Genomic DNA, 18,165 nt, shown 5'->3' on the forward strand with positions numbered 1-18,165 from the left:
CTCGAAGTCCTCTCGATGGTGCTGGTCGAACCCTTCGCCCGGATGGCGACCAATCCGGCCTTCCTGGTCCAGGTGATCTGGGAGGGCTTCGTCTCGGGCGTGCTCTATGCGCTGATCGCGCTCGGTTTCGTGCTGATCTTCAAGGCCTCCGGCGTGTTCAACTTCGCCCAGGGCATCATGGTCGTGTTCGCGGCCCTGACCCTGGTCGGCCTGCACGAGGCCGGCGTGCCGGCCTGGGTGGCGGTCGCGCTGGCGCTGGTGGTCATGTATGTGCTGGCCGTCGGCGTCGAGCGGATCGTGCTGCGCCCGCTGGTCAACCAGCCGGACATCATCCTGCTGATGGCCACGATCGGGCTGACGCGCGTGCTGGTCGGCTTCGGCGAACTGGTCTTCGGCGGCGAGCCGAAGGTGATGATCGCCAACGAACTCGGCATTCCGTCCGGGGTCTGGCGCATTCCGCTGTTCGACCGCGTCGTCGTCATCAAGCTGATCGACCTGACCGCCGCCATCGTCGCCATCGTGATGGTCGCCGGGCTCGCCTTCTTCTTCTCGCGCACCCGGATCGGCCGGGCGCTGCGCGCGGTCGCCGACGACCACCAGGCGGCGCTGTCGGTTGGCATCTCGCTCGAGCAGATCTGGGTGATCGTGTGGTTCGCGGCCGGCATCGTGGCGCTGGTCACCGGCATCATGTGGGGGGCGCGCTCGGACGTGTCCTTCGCGCTGGAGATCATCGCCCTGAAGGCGCTGCCGGTGCTGATCCTCGGCGGCTTCACCTCGGTGCCGGGCGCGATCGTGGGCGGGCTGATTATCGGGATCGGCGAGAAGATCGGCGAGATCTATTGGGGCCGGTTGATCGGCGGCGGCATCGAAAGCTGGCTCGCCTACATGATCGCCCTTCTGTTCCTGCTGTTCAGGCCGCAGGGCCTGTTCGGCGAGAAGATCATCGAGCGGGTTTGAGGGACGGGATCGATGTTCTATCGCGAGGCAGGTCAGTTCAAGACGGGTTATGCCGACGACATGGCGGTGTTCCCGATCCGGCAGGATCGGATCGGCATCGCGGTGATCCTGGCCATCGCCTATTTGGCGGTGCCGATGTTCGGGTCGCCCTTCTTCGTTTCGACCATCATGATCCCGATGCTGATCCTGACCATGGCGGCGATCGGGCTCAACATCCTGACCGGCTATGCCGGGCTGATCTCGCTCGGCACGGGCGCCTTCATGGGCGTCGGCGCCTATGCCTGCTTCAAGCTGGCGACGGCCTTTCCGGACGTGAACGTGCTCGTCTGGGTGCTCGCCTCGGGCTTCTTCTCCGCCGCCATCGGTGTGGTGTTCGGCCTGCCCAGCCTGCGCATCAAGGGGCTCTATCTGGCGGTCGCGACGCTGGCGGCGCAGTTCTTCCTGCAGTGGTGCTTCGTCCGCATCGGCTGGCTGACCAACTATTCCTCGTCGGGTTCGATCGAGGCCGCCCGGCGCAGCCTCTTCGGCGTGCAGATCACCGGCCCGGGCGCCTCGGAGACCGCGCGCTATCTGTGCGTCCTGACGCTGCTGGTCGCGCTGACCTGGATCGCCTCCAACATCGTGCGCGGCCGCATCGGCCGGAAATGGATGATGGTCCGCGACATGGACATCGCCGCCGAGCTGATGGGCGTGCGGCTGCTGCCGACCAAGCTGCTCGCCTTCGCGGTGTCGTCCTATTTCTGCGGCGTGGCCGGCGCGATGCTGCTGTTCTTCCACTACGGCTCGATGGAATCGATCGCCTTCAACATCGAGCTGTCGTTCCAGGTCCTGTTCATGGTGATCATCGGCGGCCTCGGCAGCCTGATCGGCTCCTATCTCGGTGCCGGCTTCATCGCGGCGCTGCCGGTGGTGATCAAGTTCGCCCCGCAGATCCTCGGCATCGAACTGCCGTCCGCGGTCGTCGACCAGGTCACCGTGATGATCATCGGCGGCCTGATCATCTTCTTCCTGATCGTCGAGCCGCACGGCTTCGCCCGGCTCTGGCAGATCGGCAAGCAGAAATTGCGCGTCTGGCCGTTCCCGTACTGACGCGAAGACCATCCGGGGCGCCGGCGCACGAGCCGGCCGGCGCTCTCCGACGCGGCTCGACAAGCCGGCCGCCGCCCCAAGGAACGGCCGGGAAAGACTGGGAGGAAGTGATGCGCGTGAACACGTTGCTCGTCGGCACCGCCATGATGGCGCTGGTCGGGACGGCGCTGCCGGCCGCGGCCGAGGATTCGGTCTACATTCCGCTGCTGACCTACCGCACCGGCGCCTTCGCCGGCTCGGGCATCCCGATCGCCGACGGCATGCACGACTATTTCAAGATGCTCAATGCCCGCGACGGCGGCATCGGCGGCGTCAAGATCGTCACCGAGGAATGCGAGACCGGCTACACGGCGCAGAAGGGCGTCGAGTGCTACGAGGCGACCAAGGCCAAGGGCGCGTTGGTCTACAATCCCTGGTCGACCGGCATCACGCTGGCGCTGATTCCGAAGGCGACCCAGGAGAAGATCCCCGTCCTGTCGATGGCCTACGGCCTCTCCGCCGCCGCCATGGGCAAGACCTTCCCGTGGGTGTTCAACCCGCCGCTGACCTATTGGGACGGCCTGTCGGTCGCGATCAAGTATGTCGGCGACAAGTCCGGCGGCCTCGACAAGCTCAAAGGCAAGACCATCGGCTTCATCTATCTCGACGCGCCCTACGGCAAGGAGCCGATCCCGCTGCTCGAAGGCCTCGCCAAGGATTACGGCTTCAAGGTCGCCAAGTATCCGGTGCCGGCCGACAAGATGCAGGACCAGTCGTCGCAGTGGCTGAACGTCCAGCAGGACAATCCGGACTGGATGGTCATGTGGGGCTGGGGCGCCATGAACCCGACCGCCGTCAAGGAGGCCGCCAAGGTTGGGTATCCGATGGACAAGTTCATCGGCGTCTGGTGGTCGGGCTCCGAGGACGACGCTCGTCCGGCCGGCCCGGGCGGCAAGGGCTATCTGACGCTCAACTTCACCGCCACCGGCGCCGATTTCCCGGCCGTGCAGGACATCGTCAAGCACGTCTTCGACAAGGGCAATTCGTCGGTCAAGGAGAAGTCCAAGATCGGTGAGGTCAACTACAACAAGGGCGTCTACAACTCGGTCCTGATGGCCGAGGCGATCCGCACGGCGCAGAAGATCACCGGCAAGAAGGTGATCAACGCCGCCGACATGCGGCTCGGCCTGGAGGCGCTCGAGATCTCCGAGGCCCGCTTCAAGGAGATCGGTCTCGGCGGCTTCGCGGCGCCCGTCAAGGTCACCTGCGACGACCATTCCGGTGCCCACGCGGTCTATCTGCAGCAGTGGAACGGCACCAAGTGGGTCAAGGCCTCCGACTGGATCGCGCCCATGAAGGACAAGGTCCGGCCGCTCCTGGAGAAGGACGCCTCCGACTACACCGCCAAGAACGCGCCCTGGCCGGCCCGTTCCGAGGACTGCCCGAAGTCCTGATGCCGTGACCCGGCCGGCGCGGGGGCTCCTCCCGCGCCGGTCTCCCGGCGCGCCTTCCGGCGCCGCGCGGGATCTCTCCGTGCCGGCTTTCCGCCGCGTGCCCCGGGCGCTTCCGTCTCGCGCCGTTCCCGACAGGCTGTCGCCGATGTCCGATCCGATCCTCGCCGTCAACAATATCGAGGTCATCTACGACCACGTCATCCTGGTCCTGAAGGGCGTGTCGCTGACCGTCCCGAAGGGCGGCATCGTGGCCATCCTGGGGGCCAACGGCGCGGGCAAGACCACGACCCTGAAGGCGATCTCCAACCTGCTCCATGCCGAGCGCGGCGAGGTGACCAAGGGCGACATCCTGTTCAAGGGCGAGGCCGTGCAGGACCGCTCGCCGAACGAGCTCGTCCGGCGCGGCTGCATCCAGGTGATGGAGGGGCGGCACTGCTTCGGCCATCTGACGGTCGAGGAAAACCTCCTGACCGGCGCCTTCACCCGCACCGACGGGCGCGCGGCGATCCGCGCCGACCTGGAGAAGGTCTACGGCTTCTTCCCGCGCCTGAAGGTGCGGCGGCAGAGCCAGGCCGGCTATACCTCGGGCGGCGAGCAGCAGATGGTCGCGATCGGGCGGGCGCTGATGTCGCGGCCCGACATGATCCTGCTCGACGAGCCGTCCATGGGGCTGGCGCCGCAGATCGTGGAGGAAATCTTCGAGATCGTGCGCCGCCTCAATGCCAGCGAGGGCGTATCGTTTTTGTTGGCCGAGCAGAACACGAATGTCGCACTCCGTTACGCGACCTATGGGTATATCCTGGAATCGGGGAGGGTCGTTCTCGACGGGGATGCCAAGGCGCTGCGCGAGAACGAGGACGTGAAGGAGTTCTACCTCGGAGTGGCCGCCGCCGGCCGCAAGAGCTTCAAGGACGTCAAACACTACAAGCGGAGGAAACGCTGGCTCGCCTGAGTTTCCCCGGTCAACAAACGGAGAGGGGAAACATATGTCGGGGTTCATCTATCTCGGTGCGCTGCTGGTGTTCGGCTACGGTCTGGCGACCGCGATCGGCTATCCGCTGCCGCCGCAGGCGACCGCCGCCGTTCCGGGCTTCCTGATCATGATCGGTGCCTTCGTGCTGTGGGGGCTGGCGCAGATCGTCGACCGGCTCGGCCGCGCCATCGACCAGCTGGCCGCGGCCCGCGCCGAGGCCCAGTCCTTCCGGACCCTGATGGAGGGCCGCTACGTCGAGATGGCCGGCCATCTCGGCAAGCTCGAGCGCCGTTCGGAGACCTACGAAGGCGTCGCCATGCGGGTCGCCGAGGCGATCGAGCAGGAACAGCGCACGGGCGAGGCCGCCTTCCGCATGACCGTCGATGCCGCCGTCACCCAGGCGACGGCCGGCATGCAGCCGGCCGACCGGAAGATGCTCTATCGCGGCCGCGAGGTGACGCTGCATGCCGACGGCGGGGTGACGGCACCGACCGCGCTCGGCCTGCGCCGCTTCGCGTCCCTGAGTGCACTCGACGACTACATCCAGGCGTGACCGGGCCCCGGTCCGCCCGAACCAGCGACGCCGGCGTCCGTCCGACGCCGGCAGGGGGGACCGAATGGCTTTGCAGTATTTCGACAGGCTGGAAACGCGCGATCCCGCCAGCCGGGACCGCGCGCTCCTCAAGGCATTGCGCGAGGCGGTCGATACGCTCGGCCGGCGCAAGGCGTGGCGCGGCCGACTGAAGGGCATCGACGCGAAGGCGCTCAAGACCCGCGCCGATCTCGCCGCGATTCCCGTCCTGCGCAAGGCCGACCTGAAGGACCGGCAGACCGCCGAGCCGCCCTTCGGCGGGCTTGCCCAGCCGGCCGGCCCCGGCGTCGCCCGCCTGTTCGCCTCGCCCGGCCCGGTCTACGAGCCGGAGGGGGCCGGCGACGACTGGTGGGGCATGGCGCGCGCCCTGCACGCCGCCGGCTTCCGGCGCGGCGACATCGTGCTCAACACCTTCTCGTACAATCTGACGCCGGGCGGCTTCATCTTCGATTCCGGCGCGCGCGCGCTCGGCTGTCCGGTCATTCCGGCCGGCCCGTCCGACAAGGCGACCCAGGTCGAGCTGATGGCGCAGTTCCGGCCGGCCGCCTATGCGGGCACGCCGGATTTCCTGAAGATCCTGCTCGATGCCTGGCAGGAGGCCGATCGCGGCGCGGCCCCGATCCGCAAGGCGCTGGTCTCCGGCGCGGCCCTGCCGGCGAGCTTGCGCGACCATCTGGAAGGGCGCGGGGTGGCCGTGCGGCAGGCCTATGCCACCGCCGATCTCGGCGCCATCGCGCATGAGACCGGGCTGGTCGACGGGACGACCCTGCCCGGCATGGTGGTCACCGAGGGCCTCATCCTGGAGATCGTCCGGCCGGGCAGCGATCAGCCGGTGCCCGACGGCGAGGTCGGCGAGATCGTCGTCACCCGGCTCGACCCGGTCTATCCGCTGATCCGCTTCGGCACCGGCGACCTCTCCGCGATCCTGCCCGAACCCTCGCCCTGCGGGCGCACCAATCTGCGCATCCGCGGCTGGATGGGCCGGGCCGACCAGCGCACCAAGGTCAAGGGCATGTTCGTCGATCCGGCCCAGGTCGAGGCGGTCGTCCGCCGCCATCCCGGCATCGCCCGCGCCCGGCTCGTCGTCACCCGCGACAACGAGCAGGACGTGATGAGCCTCCATATCGAGACCGCGGACGGCTCGGCCGGCTTCACCGACGCGGTCGCGGCGAGCCTCGCCGAGATCACGCGGCTGAAGGGCAGGGTGGTGGTCGCCCGGGCCGGCACGCTGCCCAACGACGGCAAGGTGATCGCCGACGACCGGCCGGTCTGATGCCGACGGTCATGGAATGATCGTCGGCATTCGATACGCGAATTTCTCATGCCTCTGACGCCTATGAGAAATTCGCGTTCCTTCAACGGCCCGATGCGTCAGCATCCTGGGCCGTTGGGATAAGGAGACGCGGAGTGCCGGGCCGGGGCGGCCTCCACGACCGGCCCGGCCCATTGCTGCCCGATCCGGAGCCGCGCCGGGTCAGCCGAGCCTGGTGCCGTTGAGGCCCGCGATCACGTCGGAGAGTTGCGGCACGTTGTCGTCGCCATGGCCGGTCGCCTCGGCGGTGGCGTAGTAGTTCCGGGCCGCCGCGCCGATCCAGTTGGCGACGCCGGACGCGGTCGCGAGCCCGCTCACATAGCGCAGGTCCTTGTGGGCGTTGCGGATCGTGAAGCGGTGCGCATTCACGTCGCGGTCGAGCAGGTATTTGGTGAAGGTCTGGTAGAAGCCGCAATCCATGCGGCCGCCGCGCAGCACGCTGTCGAGCGCCTGCGGCTCGATGCCGATCTTCTTGGCGAGCGTGAAGGCCTCGGAATAGACCGCCGCATAGGTCATCGCGACGAAGTTGTTGAGCAGCTTGATCTTGTGGCCGTTGCCGACCGCCCCGACCCGCACGATGCGGCCCGCGAAGGTGGCCAGCACCGGCTCGATCGTCTCGAAGGTGGCGTCGTCGGCGCCGACCATCACGTCGAGCGTGCCCTCCCAGGCATCCTTGGGCGTGCGCGACAGCGGCGCGTCGCAGAAGGTGATGCCCATGCGGCCGAGCTCGGCCTCCAGGGCGAGCGTCGAATTGGGATCGGCGGTCGAGCAGTCGACCACGATCAGGCCGGGCCGGGCGCCGGCCGTCAGCCCGTCGGGACCGCGCACGATCTTCTCGACCGTGGCGCTGTCGGTGACGCAGAGCAGGACGATGTCGCAGGCCGCCGCCAGGTCGCGCGGCGTGGCCGCCTCGACGGCGCCGCGGCCGACCAGGTCCTCGACCGGCGTGCGGTTGCGGTTGCCGACGATGCGCAGCGCATAGCCCTTCTCGACGATGTTCTTCGCCATGCCGTGGCCCATCAGCCCGACGCCCACGAACCCGATGACGGGCTTTGCCATGATTTCGCCTCCCTGCCTTTGTCTGCCCGTCGTCGCGATCGGCGACGGTCTGGGATATTGCTGACGATCCGGGGCTTTCGTCCCGGATCTGACGCGCAGGAATCGTGGTACAGGAAATCCATGGACGTATCGAGCAGACCGCCCCCGAAACGCCTGACGCTGGCGATGATCGCCGAGCGCCTGGGCATCTCGACCGCGACCGTGTCGCTGGCCTTGCGGTCGAGCCCGCTGGTCGCGGACGACACGCGCAAGCGCGTCGCCGCGCTCGCCGACGAACTCGGCTATATCTACAACCGCTCAGCCGCCAGCCTGCGGACCGCGCGGACCAACATCGTCGGGGTGGTGGTCAACGACATCCTGAATTCCTATTTCGCCGAGCTTGTTGCAGCGGTCGAGACCGAACTGGTCGAGCATCAGCTGACCGTGCTGCTCTGCAATCACGGCGACGACTTCGCCCGCCAGCGGAATTTCCTCGAAACGCTGCTCCAATACCGCGCCGACGGCGTCATCCTGGTGCCCTCGGTCGGCACCACGCCGAAGGACGTGACGCGGCTGGAGACGGCCGGGCTTTCGACGGTGCTGATCGCCCGCGAGGTGCCGGGTCTCGACGAGACGCCCATGGTGCGCGGCGATGACGGTGCCGGCCTGCGCATGGCGGTGGAGCACCTGATCGGCCTCGGCCACCGGCGCATCGCCTTCGTCGGCGGGCGCAGCCAGTCGTCGAGCGGACGGGACCGGCGGCGCGGCTACGAGGAGGCGCTGGAGGCGGCCGGCATCCCGGTCGATCCGGACCTGATCTTCACCGAACTGATGACCCGCAACGAGGGCCGCGCCATCACCGACGCGGTGCTGGCGCGCAAGCCGACCGCGATCGCCGCCTTCAACGATCTGATCGCGCTCGGCATCGTCAACGAGCTGCGCCGGCGCGGGCTGGAACCCGGCCGGGACGTCTCGGTCACCGGCTATGACGACATCGAGGAGGCCTCGGTCTGGTCGCCGGCGCTGACCACGGTCTGGAACGGCCAGCAGGAGGTCGGCCGCCGCGCCGCCGCCATGCTGACCGGCATCCTGCAGGGCCGCGCGCCCGAGCAGCGCCGCATCCTGGTGACGCCCGAGCTGCGCCTGCGCGAATCGACGTCGGCGCCCGCCGCATGAGCGCCCGCCGGCGGCACCGGCTTGTCAGAGGATTGGCCGTCGCCTAGAGCTTCCAAAAGCCGGAAATCGTCGGCAGATCAGAGGGCGCCCCGCCGAGGGGGAGCCGGGAGGGCGGCAATGGATCGTGCGGATGTTCTGGCGACGGGACCGATGATGCAGCGGATCGAGGACGGCGTCCTCGCCCATTTCACCGTCCATCGTCTGCCGGCGCCGGCCGAGCGCGAGGCCTTCCTGGCCGCGGTCGGTCCGCGCATCCGCGGCGTCGTCGCCGTCGGCCACGCCCGCATCGACGGCGCCTTCATGGACCGGCTGCCCAAGCTGGAGATCGTCGCCAATATGGGCGTCGGCTACGATTCGATCGACGCCGTCGAAGCCGGCCGTCGCGGCATCATCGTCACCAACACGCCCGACGTGCTGACCGAGGAGGTCGCCGACACGGCGCTCGGCCTCCTCTTGATGACCGTGCGCGAACTCGGCGCCGCCGAGCGCTGGCTGCGCGATGGCCAGTGGGCCGCGAAGGGCCATTATCCGCTGACCCGCACCACCCTGCGCGGCCGCAGCGTCGGCATCGTCGGTTTCGGTCGCATCGGCCGGGCCATCGCCGAGCGGGTCGAGGCCTTCGGGCTTCCGGTCGTCTACCACAACCGCCGCCCGGTCGCCGGCGAGACGCGGCGCTATTATCCTGACCTGATCGCCATGGCGCGCGATGTCGATACGCTGATCTCGGTGCTGCCGGGCGGCGCGGCGACCCAGCACCTGATCGGGGCCGACGTCCTGGCGGCCCTCGGGGCCAACGGCGTGCTGATCAATATCGGGCGCGGGAGCGTGGTCGACGAGGCGGCCCTGGTCGACGCGCTCGACCGCGGCGTGATCGCCTCGGCCGGCCTCGACGTGTTCGAGGTCGAGCCCTGCCGGCCCGACCGGCTGATCGCCCATGAGCGGATCACGCTCCTGCCGCATGTCGGCTCGGCCTCGCACCACACCCGCGATCTGATGGGCCAGCTGGTGGTCGACAATCTGGCGAGCTGGTTCGGCGGCCGGCGGCCGTTGACGCCGGTCGTGGAGACGCCCTGGGCGGGGTGACCGGCTGAGGCGCATGGATCCGGGCGCATGGATCGGGGCGTGCGGATCGTCCAGCGGCGGCCGGCGCGCCCGGTCTGCCGCCATCCGGCGACCTACCGCCCGCTATTCGGCGACCTGCAGGAAGCGCAAGCGCGCCTCGCCATAGTCCCGGTCGTCGAGGAGTTCGAAGCCGGCCGGAAGCGCGAAGGGCGCCTCGGTGGCCTCCTCCAGCACGCACAGGGCGCCGGGCCTGAGCCAGCCGCCGTCGCGCGCGGCGGCGAGCGCCCGTTCGCCGAGGCCCTTGCCGTAGGGCGGGTCGAGAAAGCAGAGATCGAACGGCTCCAGGCCGCCGGACAGTTCGCCGAGCTTCGTGGCGTCGCGGCGCCACAGCTTGGTCGCGCCGGTCAGGCCGAGCTTCTCGACATTGGCCCGGATCAGGCCGCGTGCCTCCGCGGCGTCCTCGACGAACAGGCAGAAGCGCGCACCGCGCGAGAGCGCTTCCAGGCCGAGCGCGCCGGTGCCCGAGAAGAGATCGAGCACGCGCGCCGCCGCGACCGGATCGTCGTGGCCATGGGCGAGGATGTTGAACAGCGTCTCGCGGACCCGGTCGGTGGTCGGCCGGATCGCCATGGATTTGGGCGCCGCGAGAGCCGTCCCGCGAAACCGCCCGCCGACGATGCGCATGGCGCCTCAGCCCCCGTCTCTTCTCATACCAACGGCCCAGGATGCTGACGCATAGGGCCGTTGAAGCAACGCGAATTTCTCATAGGCGTCAGAGGCATGAGAAATCCGCGGATCGAATGCCGACGGTCGTTCCATGACCGCCGGTCTCAGGTCTCAGCCGCGGTCCGGGCCGCCGCGCGGACCGCGTCCGCCCGGCTTGCCGCCGAACGGCTTGCCGCCGGGACCGCCGCTGCGCGGCGGACGTCCGCCGCCGCCACCGCCGCCACCGCCGCCACCGCCGCCGCCACCGCCGCCGCCACCGCCGCCACCACCGCGCGGGCCGCCCCCGAAGCCACCACCGCCACCGCGCGGGCCGCTGCCGGGACCACCCCCGCCGGAACCGCCCCCGCGCGGGCCACCGCCGAATCCGCCCCGCGGACCGTCGCGGTCACCGCCCGGGGCACCACCCCGGGCGCGGAACGGGCGGTCGCCGTCCGGACGCTCCGGACGCGCTCCGCCGCCTTCGCCGCGATCGCGTCCGCCAAAGCTCTTGCCGAAGCCCTTGCCGGCGCCGCCACCAGCGCCCGGGCCGCGCTCGCGCGGCGGACGCCGATCCTGTCCGGCTCTGTCGGGGCCGCTCCTGTCGGATCCGCCTCTGTCCGGACGGCCGCCCTCGCCGCCTTCCGCCCCGCCGCGCGGCCGCGCGGAGACCGAGCCGCCGCCGTCATGGTTGCGGAAGCCGGCGGCGCGGTTGCCGGCCTTGCTGCGGAAGCCTTCCGAGCGGAATCCGCCGCGCTCCGGCTTGTCGCCGCCGATGCCGGGTCCGAAACCGCCGCGCCGGGGGGCGGGGGCCTCGGTGCCGGGCGGCACTTCTTCCAGAATGCGCGGCCGCCGACGCGGCGGCCCGTCGCCAAAGCCGCGCTTCGGCCGCTCGCCGCCCAATTCGCTCGGCTGGGGGCGCCCACGGCCCGGTCCGCCGCGCGGCGGACCATCCTCGCGCCGTGGCGGACGGGACCCGCCGCGCGGCGGACCATCTTCGCGCCGGGGCGGGCGCGCGTCGCCGAACGACGAGCCTTCGTCCCGGCGTGGCGGGCGGGCGCCGCCGCGGGATGCGCCGTCGTCGCGCCGCGGCGCGCGATCATCGCCATAGGGGCCGTCGACGCGGCGCGGGGGCCGGTCGTCGCCGCCGCCACCGGGGCGGGTCCGCGGGGCGCTGCCGGCTGCGTTCAGGTCGCGCGGCTTCGGCGGACGGCGCTTCTTCGGCCCGAATCCGTCGGGCGAGCTCGGCCCCTCGGTCGGCCGGCGCACGATCTCGACATCGCGGGCGGTCTTGCGGCCATGCCGCATGGCGGCCGCCTCGGCGGCATCGGGCGGGGTTTCGGGTTTGGCGGCGGCCGGCTTGCGCAGCGTCTTGCGTTCGCCGGTGCCGGCGAAGGCCATTTCGGTGCGTCCGGCCCGGGCCGGCTTGTCGGAGCCGGTGACGCGCGCCCGCTTCGGCGCCTCTGGCGCCTCGCCGTGGATGTGATGGATCAGCGGCGCCTCGAAATCCGCGCCGCTCTCCTCGACCAGCCGCTTGCCGAGCTGGTCCTTCAGCGTCTTGCCGCGGATCTCGCGGATCTCGCCTTCCGGCAGGTCGACCAGCTGGAACGGGCCGAAGGAGACGCGGATCAGGCGGTTCACGTCCAGGCCGAGATGGCCGAGCACGCGCTTGACCTCGCGGTTCTTGCCTTCGCGGAAGCCGATCGTCAGCCAGGTGTTGGAGCCCTGGGCGCGGTCGATCGCCGCCTCGATCGGGCCATAGGAGATGCCGTCGAGGGTGATTCCCTCCTTCAGCGCGTCGAGATCGGCCTGCGTGACGGTGCCGAAGGCGCGCACCCTATAGCGGCGCAGCCAGCCGGTCGCCGGCAGTTCGAGCACCCGGGCGAGGCCGCCGTCATTGGTCAGCAGCAGCAGGCCTTCGGTGTTGATGTCGAGCCGGCCGACCGACACGACGCGCGGCATCTCGGCCGGCAGGCGCTCGAACACGGTCGGGCGGCCTTCCGGGTCCTTGGCGGTGGTCACAAGGCCGGCCGGCTTGTGGTAGAGCCAGAGCCGGGTCCGCTCCTTGGCCGGCAGCGGGGCACCGTCGACCAGGATGCGGTCGTCCGGGCCGACCGTGACGGCGGGCGTCTCGAGCACCTTGCCGTTCAGCTCGACGCGGCCTTCGCCGATCCAGACTTCGGCGTCGCGGCGCGAGCAGAGGCCCGAGCGGGCGATGCGCTTGGCGATGCGCTCGCGGTCGGGCGCGCCATCGCCCTCGACCATGGCGTCCGGCTTGGCCGGACGGGCGGCGCGGGCGGGCTTGCCGGGCTTGTCGCCAGCCGCTTTCGCGGTCTTCGGCGCCTTCGGCCGGGCAGGGGATTTCCGGGGTTTGTCGGAAGTGTTCGTCTCGTTCATGGCGCCTTACTATCAGGTGCGCGCGCCGTTCGCGAGGGATCCGTAAGCCGATGTCACACCCACAAGACCAGCCCCGTTCCGGCGCCTCGCTTCAGTCTCCAGGCGCGAGTGAAGGGGCCGGGGATTTCGAGGTCGAAGCGGTGCAAAGCCAGAGTTCCCGCGCGCCCCTTCTCCCCCTGGGAGGGGGCGAAGGGGAAGGAGCCAGGGATTTTGAACCGGCAGCGGGACCGGGTGAGCGTCTCGCCGCCTCCCTTCTCCCCCTGGGAGGGGGCGAAGGGGAAGGAACCGGGGGATTCGAACCTGCAGCGGGACAGGGCACGCGTTCGGCTATCTCCCTTCTCCCCCCGGGGGGGGAGAAGGTGGCCGAAGGCCGGATGAGGGGGTCGGTCCCGCCATTAGACGAGAGCCTCGGTTCGAGTGAGGTCTCCGGCGGCCGGACCGCGATTGCGGAGCTCGCCGCCAGCTCGCCCCCTCATCGGCCCTTCGGGCACCTTCTCCCCCTGGGAGGGGGCGAAGGGGAAGGGAGCCGGGGGGTATGAGATCGAAGCAGGTCAAAGCCAGCGTTCTGCCGCCTTCCTTCTCCCCCTGGGAGGGGGCGAAGGGGAAGGAGCCGAGGACTTCGAGCCCGCAACGGGACAGAGCCAGCGTTCAGCCCTCACCCTTCGCCCCCGGGGCGGGGGAGAAGGGAAAGGCGCCGCGGGGCTGGCGGGCGGACTCGCCTCGGATGGGTCTGGCGCGCCGCAGCTCTCGGCGGCCGGGTTCATGGAGCTCGCCTTTGCGCAGGCGCGGGCTGCGGCGGGGCGGGGGGAGGTGCCGGTCGGGGCGGTGGTGGTTCGGGACGGGGTGGTGCTGGCGGCGGCGGGCAACCGGACGCTGGCGGATCGCGATCCGACCGCCCATGCCGAGATGCTGGCGATCCGGGCGGCGGCGGCGGCGATCGGGTCGGAGCGGCTGATCGGCTGCGATCTCTATGTCACGCTCGAGCCCTGCCCGATGTGCGCCGGCGCGATCGCCTTCGCGCGCATCCGGCGGCTCTACTATGGCGCGGGCGACCCGAAAGGCGGCGCGGTGGACCACGGCGTGCGGCTCTTCGCGCAGCCGACCTGCCATCATGCCCCGGACGTCTATGGCGGCATCGGCGAGACGGAAGCGGGGGACCTGCTCCGGGATTTCTTTCGCGCACGGCGCTGACGACGGGGTTCGTCGCGCGGCGGCGGGTGCGGGCATCCGGCCCGCCGGTGGTTCGGAGCGATCGTCCACAACCGGCCTCGACCGGTCCGGGCGCCCGGCGGCGCGCCGCTGCGCCTCTCCCGCGGGCGGCCGATCACGAAGGGGAATGCGGCGCCTGCCGGATCCGGCGCAGCCGCCCGGCCGGCTTCGGCTTCGGCGGCGGCAGGGCGACCGGTTCGGCCGGGTGGGCGGCGATCATGCGTTCGAGGCGGCGCTTGACCTCGTCCTTGGTGGCGTCGGTCGCCTCCAGGATCTCGCGGGCGCGCAGGAAGTCGAGCACGCGGAAGCCGGAGACGGCGGGGCGGATCAGGAGGTCGGGCGGGCGCTTCTCGAACTTGCCCTTGGCGACCGCCTGCATCAGGATCTGCGAGGCGCCGAAGATGGTCTCCAGGGCGCTCGGCATCTGCCGGCCGTCGACGGGTTCCGGCTGGCCGACCACATCGACGGCGATCACGAAATCCATGCTGTCGGGGACATGGTCGACCGGCACCGGGTTGTGCACGCCGCCGTCGATCAGAACGCGCCCGTCATGCAGCACGGGACGGAACACCACCGGCAGCGCGATCGAGGCGGCGACGGCCTTGCGCAAGTCGCCCGCGCGCAGCGCGATCTCGCCGGAGGCGTAGAAATCCGTCGCGATGATCGCGGTCGGGATGACCAGATCGGCGAAGGTGGGCGGGATCGCGTCGCCGACGAAGACCGACAGGATGCGTTCCGCATCGAGCTGGCCGAGCGCCAGCCCGCCCGGGGCCAGGATGTCGGCGAAGCGGCGCGGGCGCAGGTCCCAGAGCTTGCCGAGCGCGGCCGCGCGGTTGCCGAAGACCTCGAGCGTGCGCTCGCGGATCTCCCGGCCGGTCAGCCCGCTGCCGCGCGAGGCGCCCATGATCGCGCCGATCGAGGTGCCGGCAATGGCGGCGGGCGGCAGGCCGAGCTCGTCGAGCGCCTCGATCACCGGAATATGGGCGAAGCCGCGCGCGCCGCCGCCGCCGAGCACGAGACCGATCCGGGGATCCGACATGGCATTGCTCCTGGTGGAGGCCCCGGGACGGGGAACGAAAGCGTTGTCTGCCGCGCGCCTGGGGCGGCATTGCGGCGGGCGCCAAGGCAGCACGGCCGGCCGGCCTCGCCCACTCAGGCGACGAACTGCAGGCGCGGCGTGGCGAGGGTCTCGGTCAGGAAGCCGACCAGCGGACCGGCCAGATCGGCATGGGCGCCGTCCTCGCCGATCAGCACGATCTCGATCTCGGGCAAGGGCGGCCAGCCCTCGGCGGCGCCCAGGATGTCCAGGCCCGGCGCCACGAAGGAGCGGCCGAGCACGGTCGCGCCGAGGCCACCGCGCACCGCCGCCTGGATGCCCATCAGGCTGCTCGCCGTGCAGGTGACCTGGACGGATCGGCCCTGGTCGGCCAGCGCCGCCTCGGCGATGCGCCGATAGCTGCAGGGCGCCGGCAAGGCGACCAGCGGCACCGGCCGGTCGGGCTCGGCGCGCCATCCGGCCGCGGCGATCCAGACCATCGGCTCGCGCCACAGAAGCCGGCCGGTCGCCCCGCTGGCGCCGCGCTGGGCGATGGCGAGCTCCAACTCGCCGCGGGCCATCGCGGCGACGAGGTCGCAGCTCATGCCGGTGCGCAGGTCGATATGGATGCCCGGATGATGCCTGCGGAACCGGGCGAGCAGGCCCGGCAGCTGGTGCGGAATGAAGTCGTCCGCGACGCCGAGCCGGAGCGTGCCCTGCACCGGCGGCGCGCGGAACAGGCGCACGGTCTCGTCGTTCAGATCGAGCAGGCGCCGGGCCGGTTCGAGGAGCCGGCGGCCGTCCTCAGTCAGGGCCAGGCTGCGGCTGGTCCGATCGAACAGGCGCGCGCCGATCAGGTCTTCGAGCCGGAGGATCTTCTGACTGACGGCCGACTGCGTGCGCCCGACCACCTCCGCCGCAGCCGTGAAGCTGCCGGTCTCGGAAACGGCCAGGAAGGCGCGCAGGAGATCGAGGTCCAGATCGATCCGCATCCATTAGCTCTCCTACTGAATGCGATTAGAGATATTCGCTTCTCAGATGACCGGCAAGCCGGCATGGTCGCGGCCACCCACCCCCCTCTGCCGGCGGTGCGCCGCGACGGCGTCCGGGCCCCTCGGCAGCATCCAGGAGATCAGTCATGCAGGCGATCGGCTATCGCAATCCCGGCCCGCTCGGCGGGGCAGGCCCGCTTGGCGGTGCAGGCCCGCTCGGCGGGGCAGACCCGCTCGGCGGTCCAGGACCGCTCGTGTCCCTCGACATGCCGCAGCCGGAGCTGCGCCCGCGCGACCTCCTGGTGCGCGTCCGGGCGGTCTCGGTCAATCCGGTCGATACCAAGCAGCGCATGAATGCGGCGCCGCCGCCGGGCACGGCGCGCATCCTCGGCTTCGACGCGACCGGGATCGTCGAGGCCGTCGGGCCGGACGTCCGGCACTACCGGGTCGGCGACGCGGTCTGGTATGCCGGCGCCATCGACCGGCCCGGCAGCAATGCCGAATTCCAGGCGGTCGACGAGCGGCTGGTCGGCCACAAGCCCGCCAGCCTGGATTTCGCGGACGCTGCGGCGCTGCCGCTGACCGCCATCACCGCCTGGGAACTGCTGTTCGACCGGCTCGGCCAGCCGCATGGCCGCAAGGCTGCCGGCGGCACGCTCCTGATCGTCGGCGGGGCCGGCGGGGTCGGCTCGATCCTGATCCAGCTCGCCCGCCGCCTGACCGGGCTGACGGTGATCGCCACTGCCTCGCGTCCAGAGACGGTCGCGTGGGTGAAGGATCTCGGCGCCCATCACGCGATCGACCATTCCGGTCCGCTCGACGAGGCGCTGAAGGCGATCGGTTTCGACGGGGTCGAGATGGTCGCGAGCCTGACCCAGACCGAGCGCCATCTCGAGGCCATCCTGCGCGCGCTCAAACCCCAGGGCCGGCTCGCCGTGATCGACGACCCGAAGACCCTCGACATCGTGCCGTTCAAGCGCAAGTCGCTGTCGGTGCACTGGGAACTGATGTTCACCCGGTCGCTGTTCGGCACGCCCGACATGGACGAGCAGCGGCGGCTGCTCGACGAGGTCTCGGCGCTGGTCGATGCCGGCGTGATCCGCAGCACGGTCACCGAGCGGCTCGGCACCCTGTCGCCGCAGACGCTGACCGAGGCGCATCGCCGCGTCGAGAGCGGGCGCACCATCGGCAAGATCGTCCTCGACGGCTTGTGAGGGCGGCACCGGGACCGGCGGGGCGATCCCGCCGGCTGCGGATGATCAGTCCGCGACGCGGGCCAGGAAGGGCTGCATCAGCGCCAGCGTCGCCTCCGGATTTTCCTCGGCGAGGAAGTGACCGCCCTCGACCGGGCCGCCCTCCAGGGTCTCGCACCAGTCGCGCCAGACCACCAGCGGGCCGCTCTCGCGCGCCTTGGCGTCGGCGGGAAGGCCGACCGAGCCCCAGATGATCTGGGTCGGCACCGTGATGCGGCGCCCGGCGCGCCGGTCGGCCTCGTCGTGTTCCACGTCGATGGTCGCGCCGGCGCGATAGTCCTCGCAGCAGGCGGCGATGCGGGCCGGATCGCGGAAATAGGCCCGGTAATGGGCGAGCGCACCGGGATCGAAGGCCGACAGGTCCTTGTCGACGGTCCATCCGGCCAGGGTCTGGAACAGATGCTCGATCGGCGCCTTGGCGATCAGCGTCTCCGGCACCGGGGCGGCCTGGGCCAGGAAGGACCAGTGATAGACCTTGCGCGAGAAGGTCGCGTCCATGCGTTCCCACATCACCGGCGTCGGGACGATGTCGATCAGCACCAGGCCGGTCAGCCGCTCCGGCTGGTCGAAGCCGAGTCGGTAGCCGACGCGCGCGCCGCGGTCGTGGCCGACGAAGGCGAAGCGCTCGGCGCCGAGTTTCGCCATCAGGGCGACGATGTCGGCGCCCATGCGCCGCTTCGACATCTGGGCGTGGCGCTCCTCCGGCGCCGGCACGGACGATTGGCCGTAGCCGCGCAGATCGACCACCACCACCCGCAGCGTCTCGGCCAGCTTCGGGGCGATCCGGTGCCACATGGCGTGGCTCTGCGGATAGCCGTGCACCAGCACCACGGCCGGCGCGCCGACCGGCCCGCCGACCCGGGCGAACAGCGTCACCTCGCCGACATCGACCGTGACCGTCTCGAAGCCGGGATAGAGATCGGGCAGCGACATCCGTTTCCTCC

General features: G+C 70.7%; 16 protein-coding genes. 10 read left to right on the forward strand and 6 right to left on the reverse strand.

Annotated features, from left to right (window positions below; genetic code table 11):
* Positions 1–15 precede the first annotated feature (15 nt).
* From ABB55_RS19975 to ABB55_RS20000, 6 genes are all read left to right on the forward strand, one after another.
* Positions 16–957, forward strand: coding sequence for a branched-chain amino acid ABC transporter permease (locus ABB55_RS19975; RefSeq protein ID WP_054362187.1), 942 nt, complete (start codon positions 16–18; stop codon positions 955–957).
* Between the two features lie 12 nt (positions 958–969).
* Positions 970–2,046 (forward strand): branched-chain amino acid ABC transporter permease, encoded by a 1,077-nt coding sequence (locus tag ABB55_RS19980; protein WP_054360381.1) that lies wholly within the window; start codon positions 970–972, stop codon positions 2,044–2,046.
* A gap of 110 nt (positions 2,047–2,156) precedes the next feature.
* Positions 2,157–3,479: an ABC transporter substrate-binding protein gene (locus tag ABB55_RS19985; protein WP_054360382.1), complete on the forward strand. Its 1,323-nt coding sequence runs from the start codon at positions 2,157–2,159 to the stop codon at positions 3,477–3,479.
* 145 nt (positions 3,480–3,624) lie between these two features.
* Positions 3,625–4,431: an ABC transporter ATP-binding protein gene (locus ABB55_RS19990; protein ID WP_054360383.1), complete on the forward strand. Its 807-nt coding sequence runs from the start codon at positions 3,625–3,627 to the stop codon at positions 4,429–4,431.
* Between the two features lie 34 nt (positions 4,432–4,465).
* Positions 4,466–5,005 carry a hypothetical protein gene (locus ABB55_RS19995; RefSeq protein WP_054360384.1) on the forward strand — a complete coding sequence of 180 codons (540 nt, stop codon included), beginning with the start codon at positions 4,466–4,468 and terminating at the stop codon, positions 5,003–5,005.
* 64 nt (positions 5,006–5,069) lie between these two features.
* Positions 5,070–6,317, forward strand: coding sequence for a phenylacetate--CoA ligase family protein (locus tag ABB55_RS20000; RefSeq protein WP_054360385.1), 1,248 nt, complete (start codon positions 5,070–5,072; stop codon positions 6,315–6,317).
* Between the two features lie 201 nt (positions 6,318–6,518).
* Here ABB55_RS20000 and ABB55_RS20005 read toward each other — a convergent pair whose 3' ends face one another.
* Positions 6,519–7,415: an NAD(P)-dependent oxidoreductase gene (locus tag ABB55_RS20005; RefSeq protein WP_054360386.1), complete on the reverse strand. Its 897-nt coding sequence runs from the start codon at positions 7,413–7,415 to the stop codon at positions 6,519–6,521.
* Between the two features lie 120 nt (positions 7,416–7,535).
* On the opposite strand from ABB55_RS20005, the gene ABB55_RS20010 reads away from it, so the two are divergent.
* On the forward strand, positions 7,536–8,570 hold the full coding sequence (locus ABB55_RS20010; protein ID WP_054360387.1) for a LacI family DNA-binding transcriptional regulator: 1,035 nt from the start codon (positions 7,536–7,538) through the stop codon (positions 8,568–8,570).
* A 117-nt stretch (positions 8,571–8,687) separates the two neighbouring features.
* On the forward strand, positions 8,688–9,653 hold the full coding sequence (locus ABB55_RS20015; RefSeq protein ID WP_054360388.1) for a 2-hydroxyacid dehydrogenase: 966 nt from the start codon (positions 8,688–8,690) through the stop codon (positions 9,651–9,653).
* Between the two features lie 102 nt (positions 9,654–9,755).
* On the opposite strand, the gene rsmD is transcribed toward ABB55_RS20015, so the two are convergent.
* A complete protein-coding gene (rsmD, locus tag ABB55_RS20020) occupies positions 9,756–10,316 on the reverse strand; it encodes a 16S rRNA (guanine(966)-N(2))-methyltransferase RsmD (protein WP_054360389.1) in 561 nt (186 codons plus the stop codon).
* A gap of 153 nt (positions 10,317–10,469) precedes the next feature.
* Complete coding sequence (locus ABB55_RS20025) at positions 10,470–12,731, reverse strand: pseudouridine synthase (RefSeq protein WP_054360390.1); 2,262 nt, start codon at positions 12,729–12,731, stop codon at positions 10,470–10,472.
* 762 nt (positions 12,732–13,493) lie between these two features.
* Here ABB55_RS20025 and ABB55_RS20030 point away from each other — a divergent pair.
* On the forward strand, positions 13,494–13,922 hold the full coding sequence (locus ABB55_RS20030; RefSeq protein ID WP_054360391.1) for a nucleoside deaminase: 429 nt from the start codon (positions 13,494–13,496) through the stop codon (positions 13,920–13,922).
* 133 nt (positions 13,923–14,055) lie between these two features.
* Here ABB55_RS20030 and ABB55_RS20035 read toward each other — a convergent pair whose 3' ends face one another.
* Both ABB55_RS20035 and ABB55_RS20040 read right to left on the reverse strand, forming a co-directional pair.
* Positions 14,056–14,979, reverse strand: a complete 924-nt coding sequence (locus ABB55_RS20035; protein WP_083463784.1) for a patatin-like phospholipase family protein — start codon at positions 14,977–14,979, stop codon at positions 14,056–14,058.
* Between the two features lie 113 nt (positions 14,980–15,092).
* Positions 15,093–15,968, reverse strand: coding sequence for a LysR substrate-binding domain-containing protein (locus ABB55_RS20040; RefSeq protein WP_054360392.1), 876 nt, complete (start codon positions 15,966–15,968; stop codon positions 15,093–15,095).
* A gap of 146 nt (positions 15,969–16,114) precedes the next feature.
* Here ABB55_RS20040 and ABB55_RS20045 point away from each other — a divergent pair, with 146 nt between their 5' ends.
* Positions 16,115–17,182 carry a zinc-binding alcohol dehydrogenase family protein gene (locus ABB55_RS20045; protein WP_083463785.1) on the forward strand — a complete coding sequence of 356 codons (1,068 nt, stop codon included), beginning with the start codon at positions 16,115–16,117 and terminating at the stop codon, positions 17,180–17,182.
* Positions 17,183–17,227: 45 nt separating this feature from the next.
* Here ABB55_RS20045 and ABB55_RS20050 read toward each other — a convergent pair whose 3' ends face one another.
* Positions 17,228–18,154, reverse strand: a complete 927-nt coding sequence (locus ABB55_RS20050; RefSeq protein WP_054360393.1) for an alpha/beta fold hydrolase — start codon at positions 18,152–18,154, stop codon at positions 17,228–17,230.
* Positions 18,155–18,165 lie beyond the last annotated feature (11 nt).

This window comes from Prosthecodimorpha hirschii (assembly GCF_001305515.1).
Classification (GTDB): Bacteria; Pseudomonadota; Alphaproteobacteria; order Rhizobiales; family Ancalomicrobiaceae; genus Prosthecodimorpha; species Prosthecodimorpha hirschii.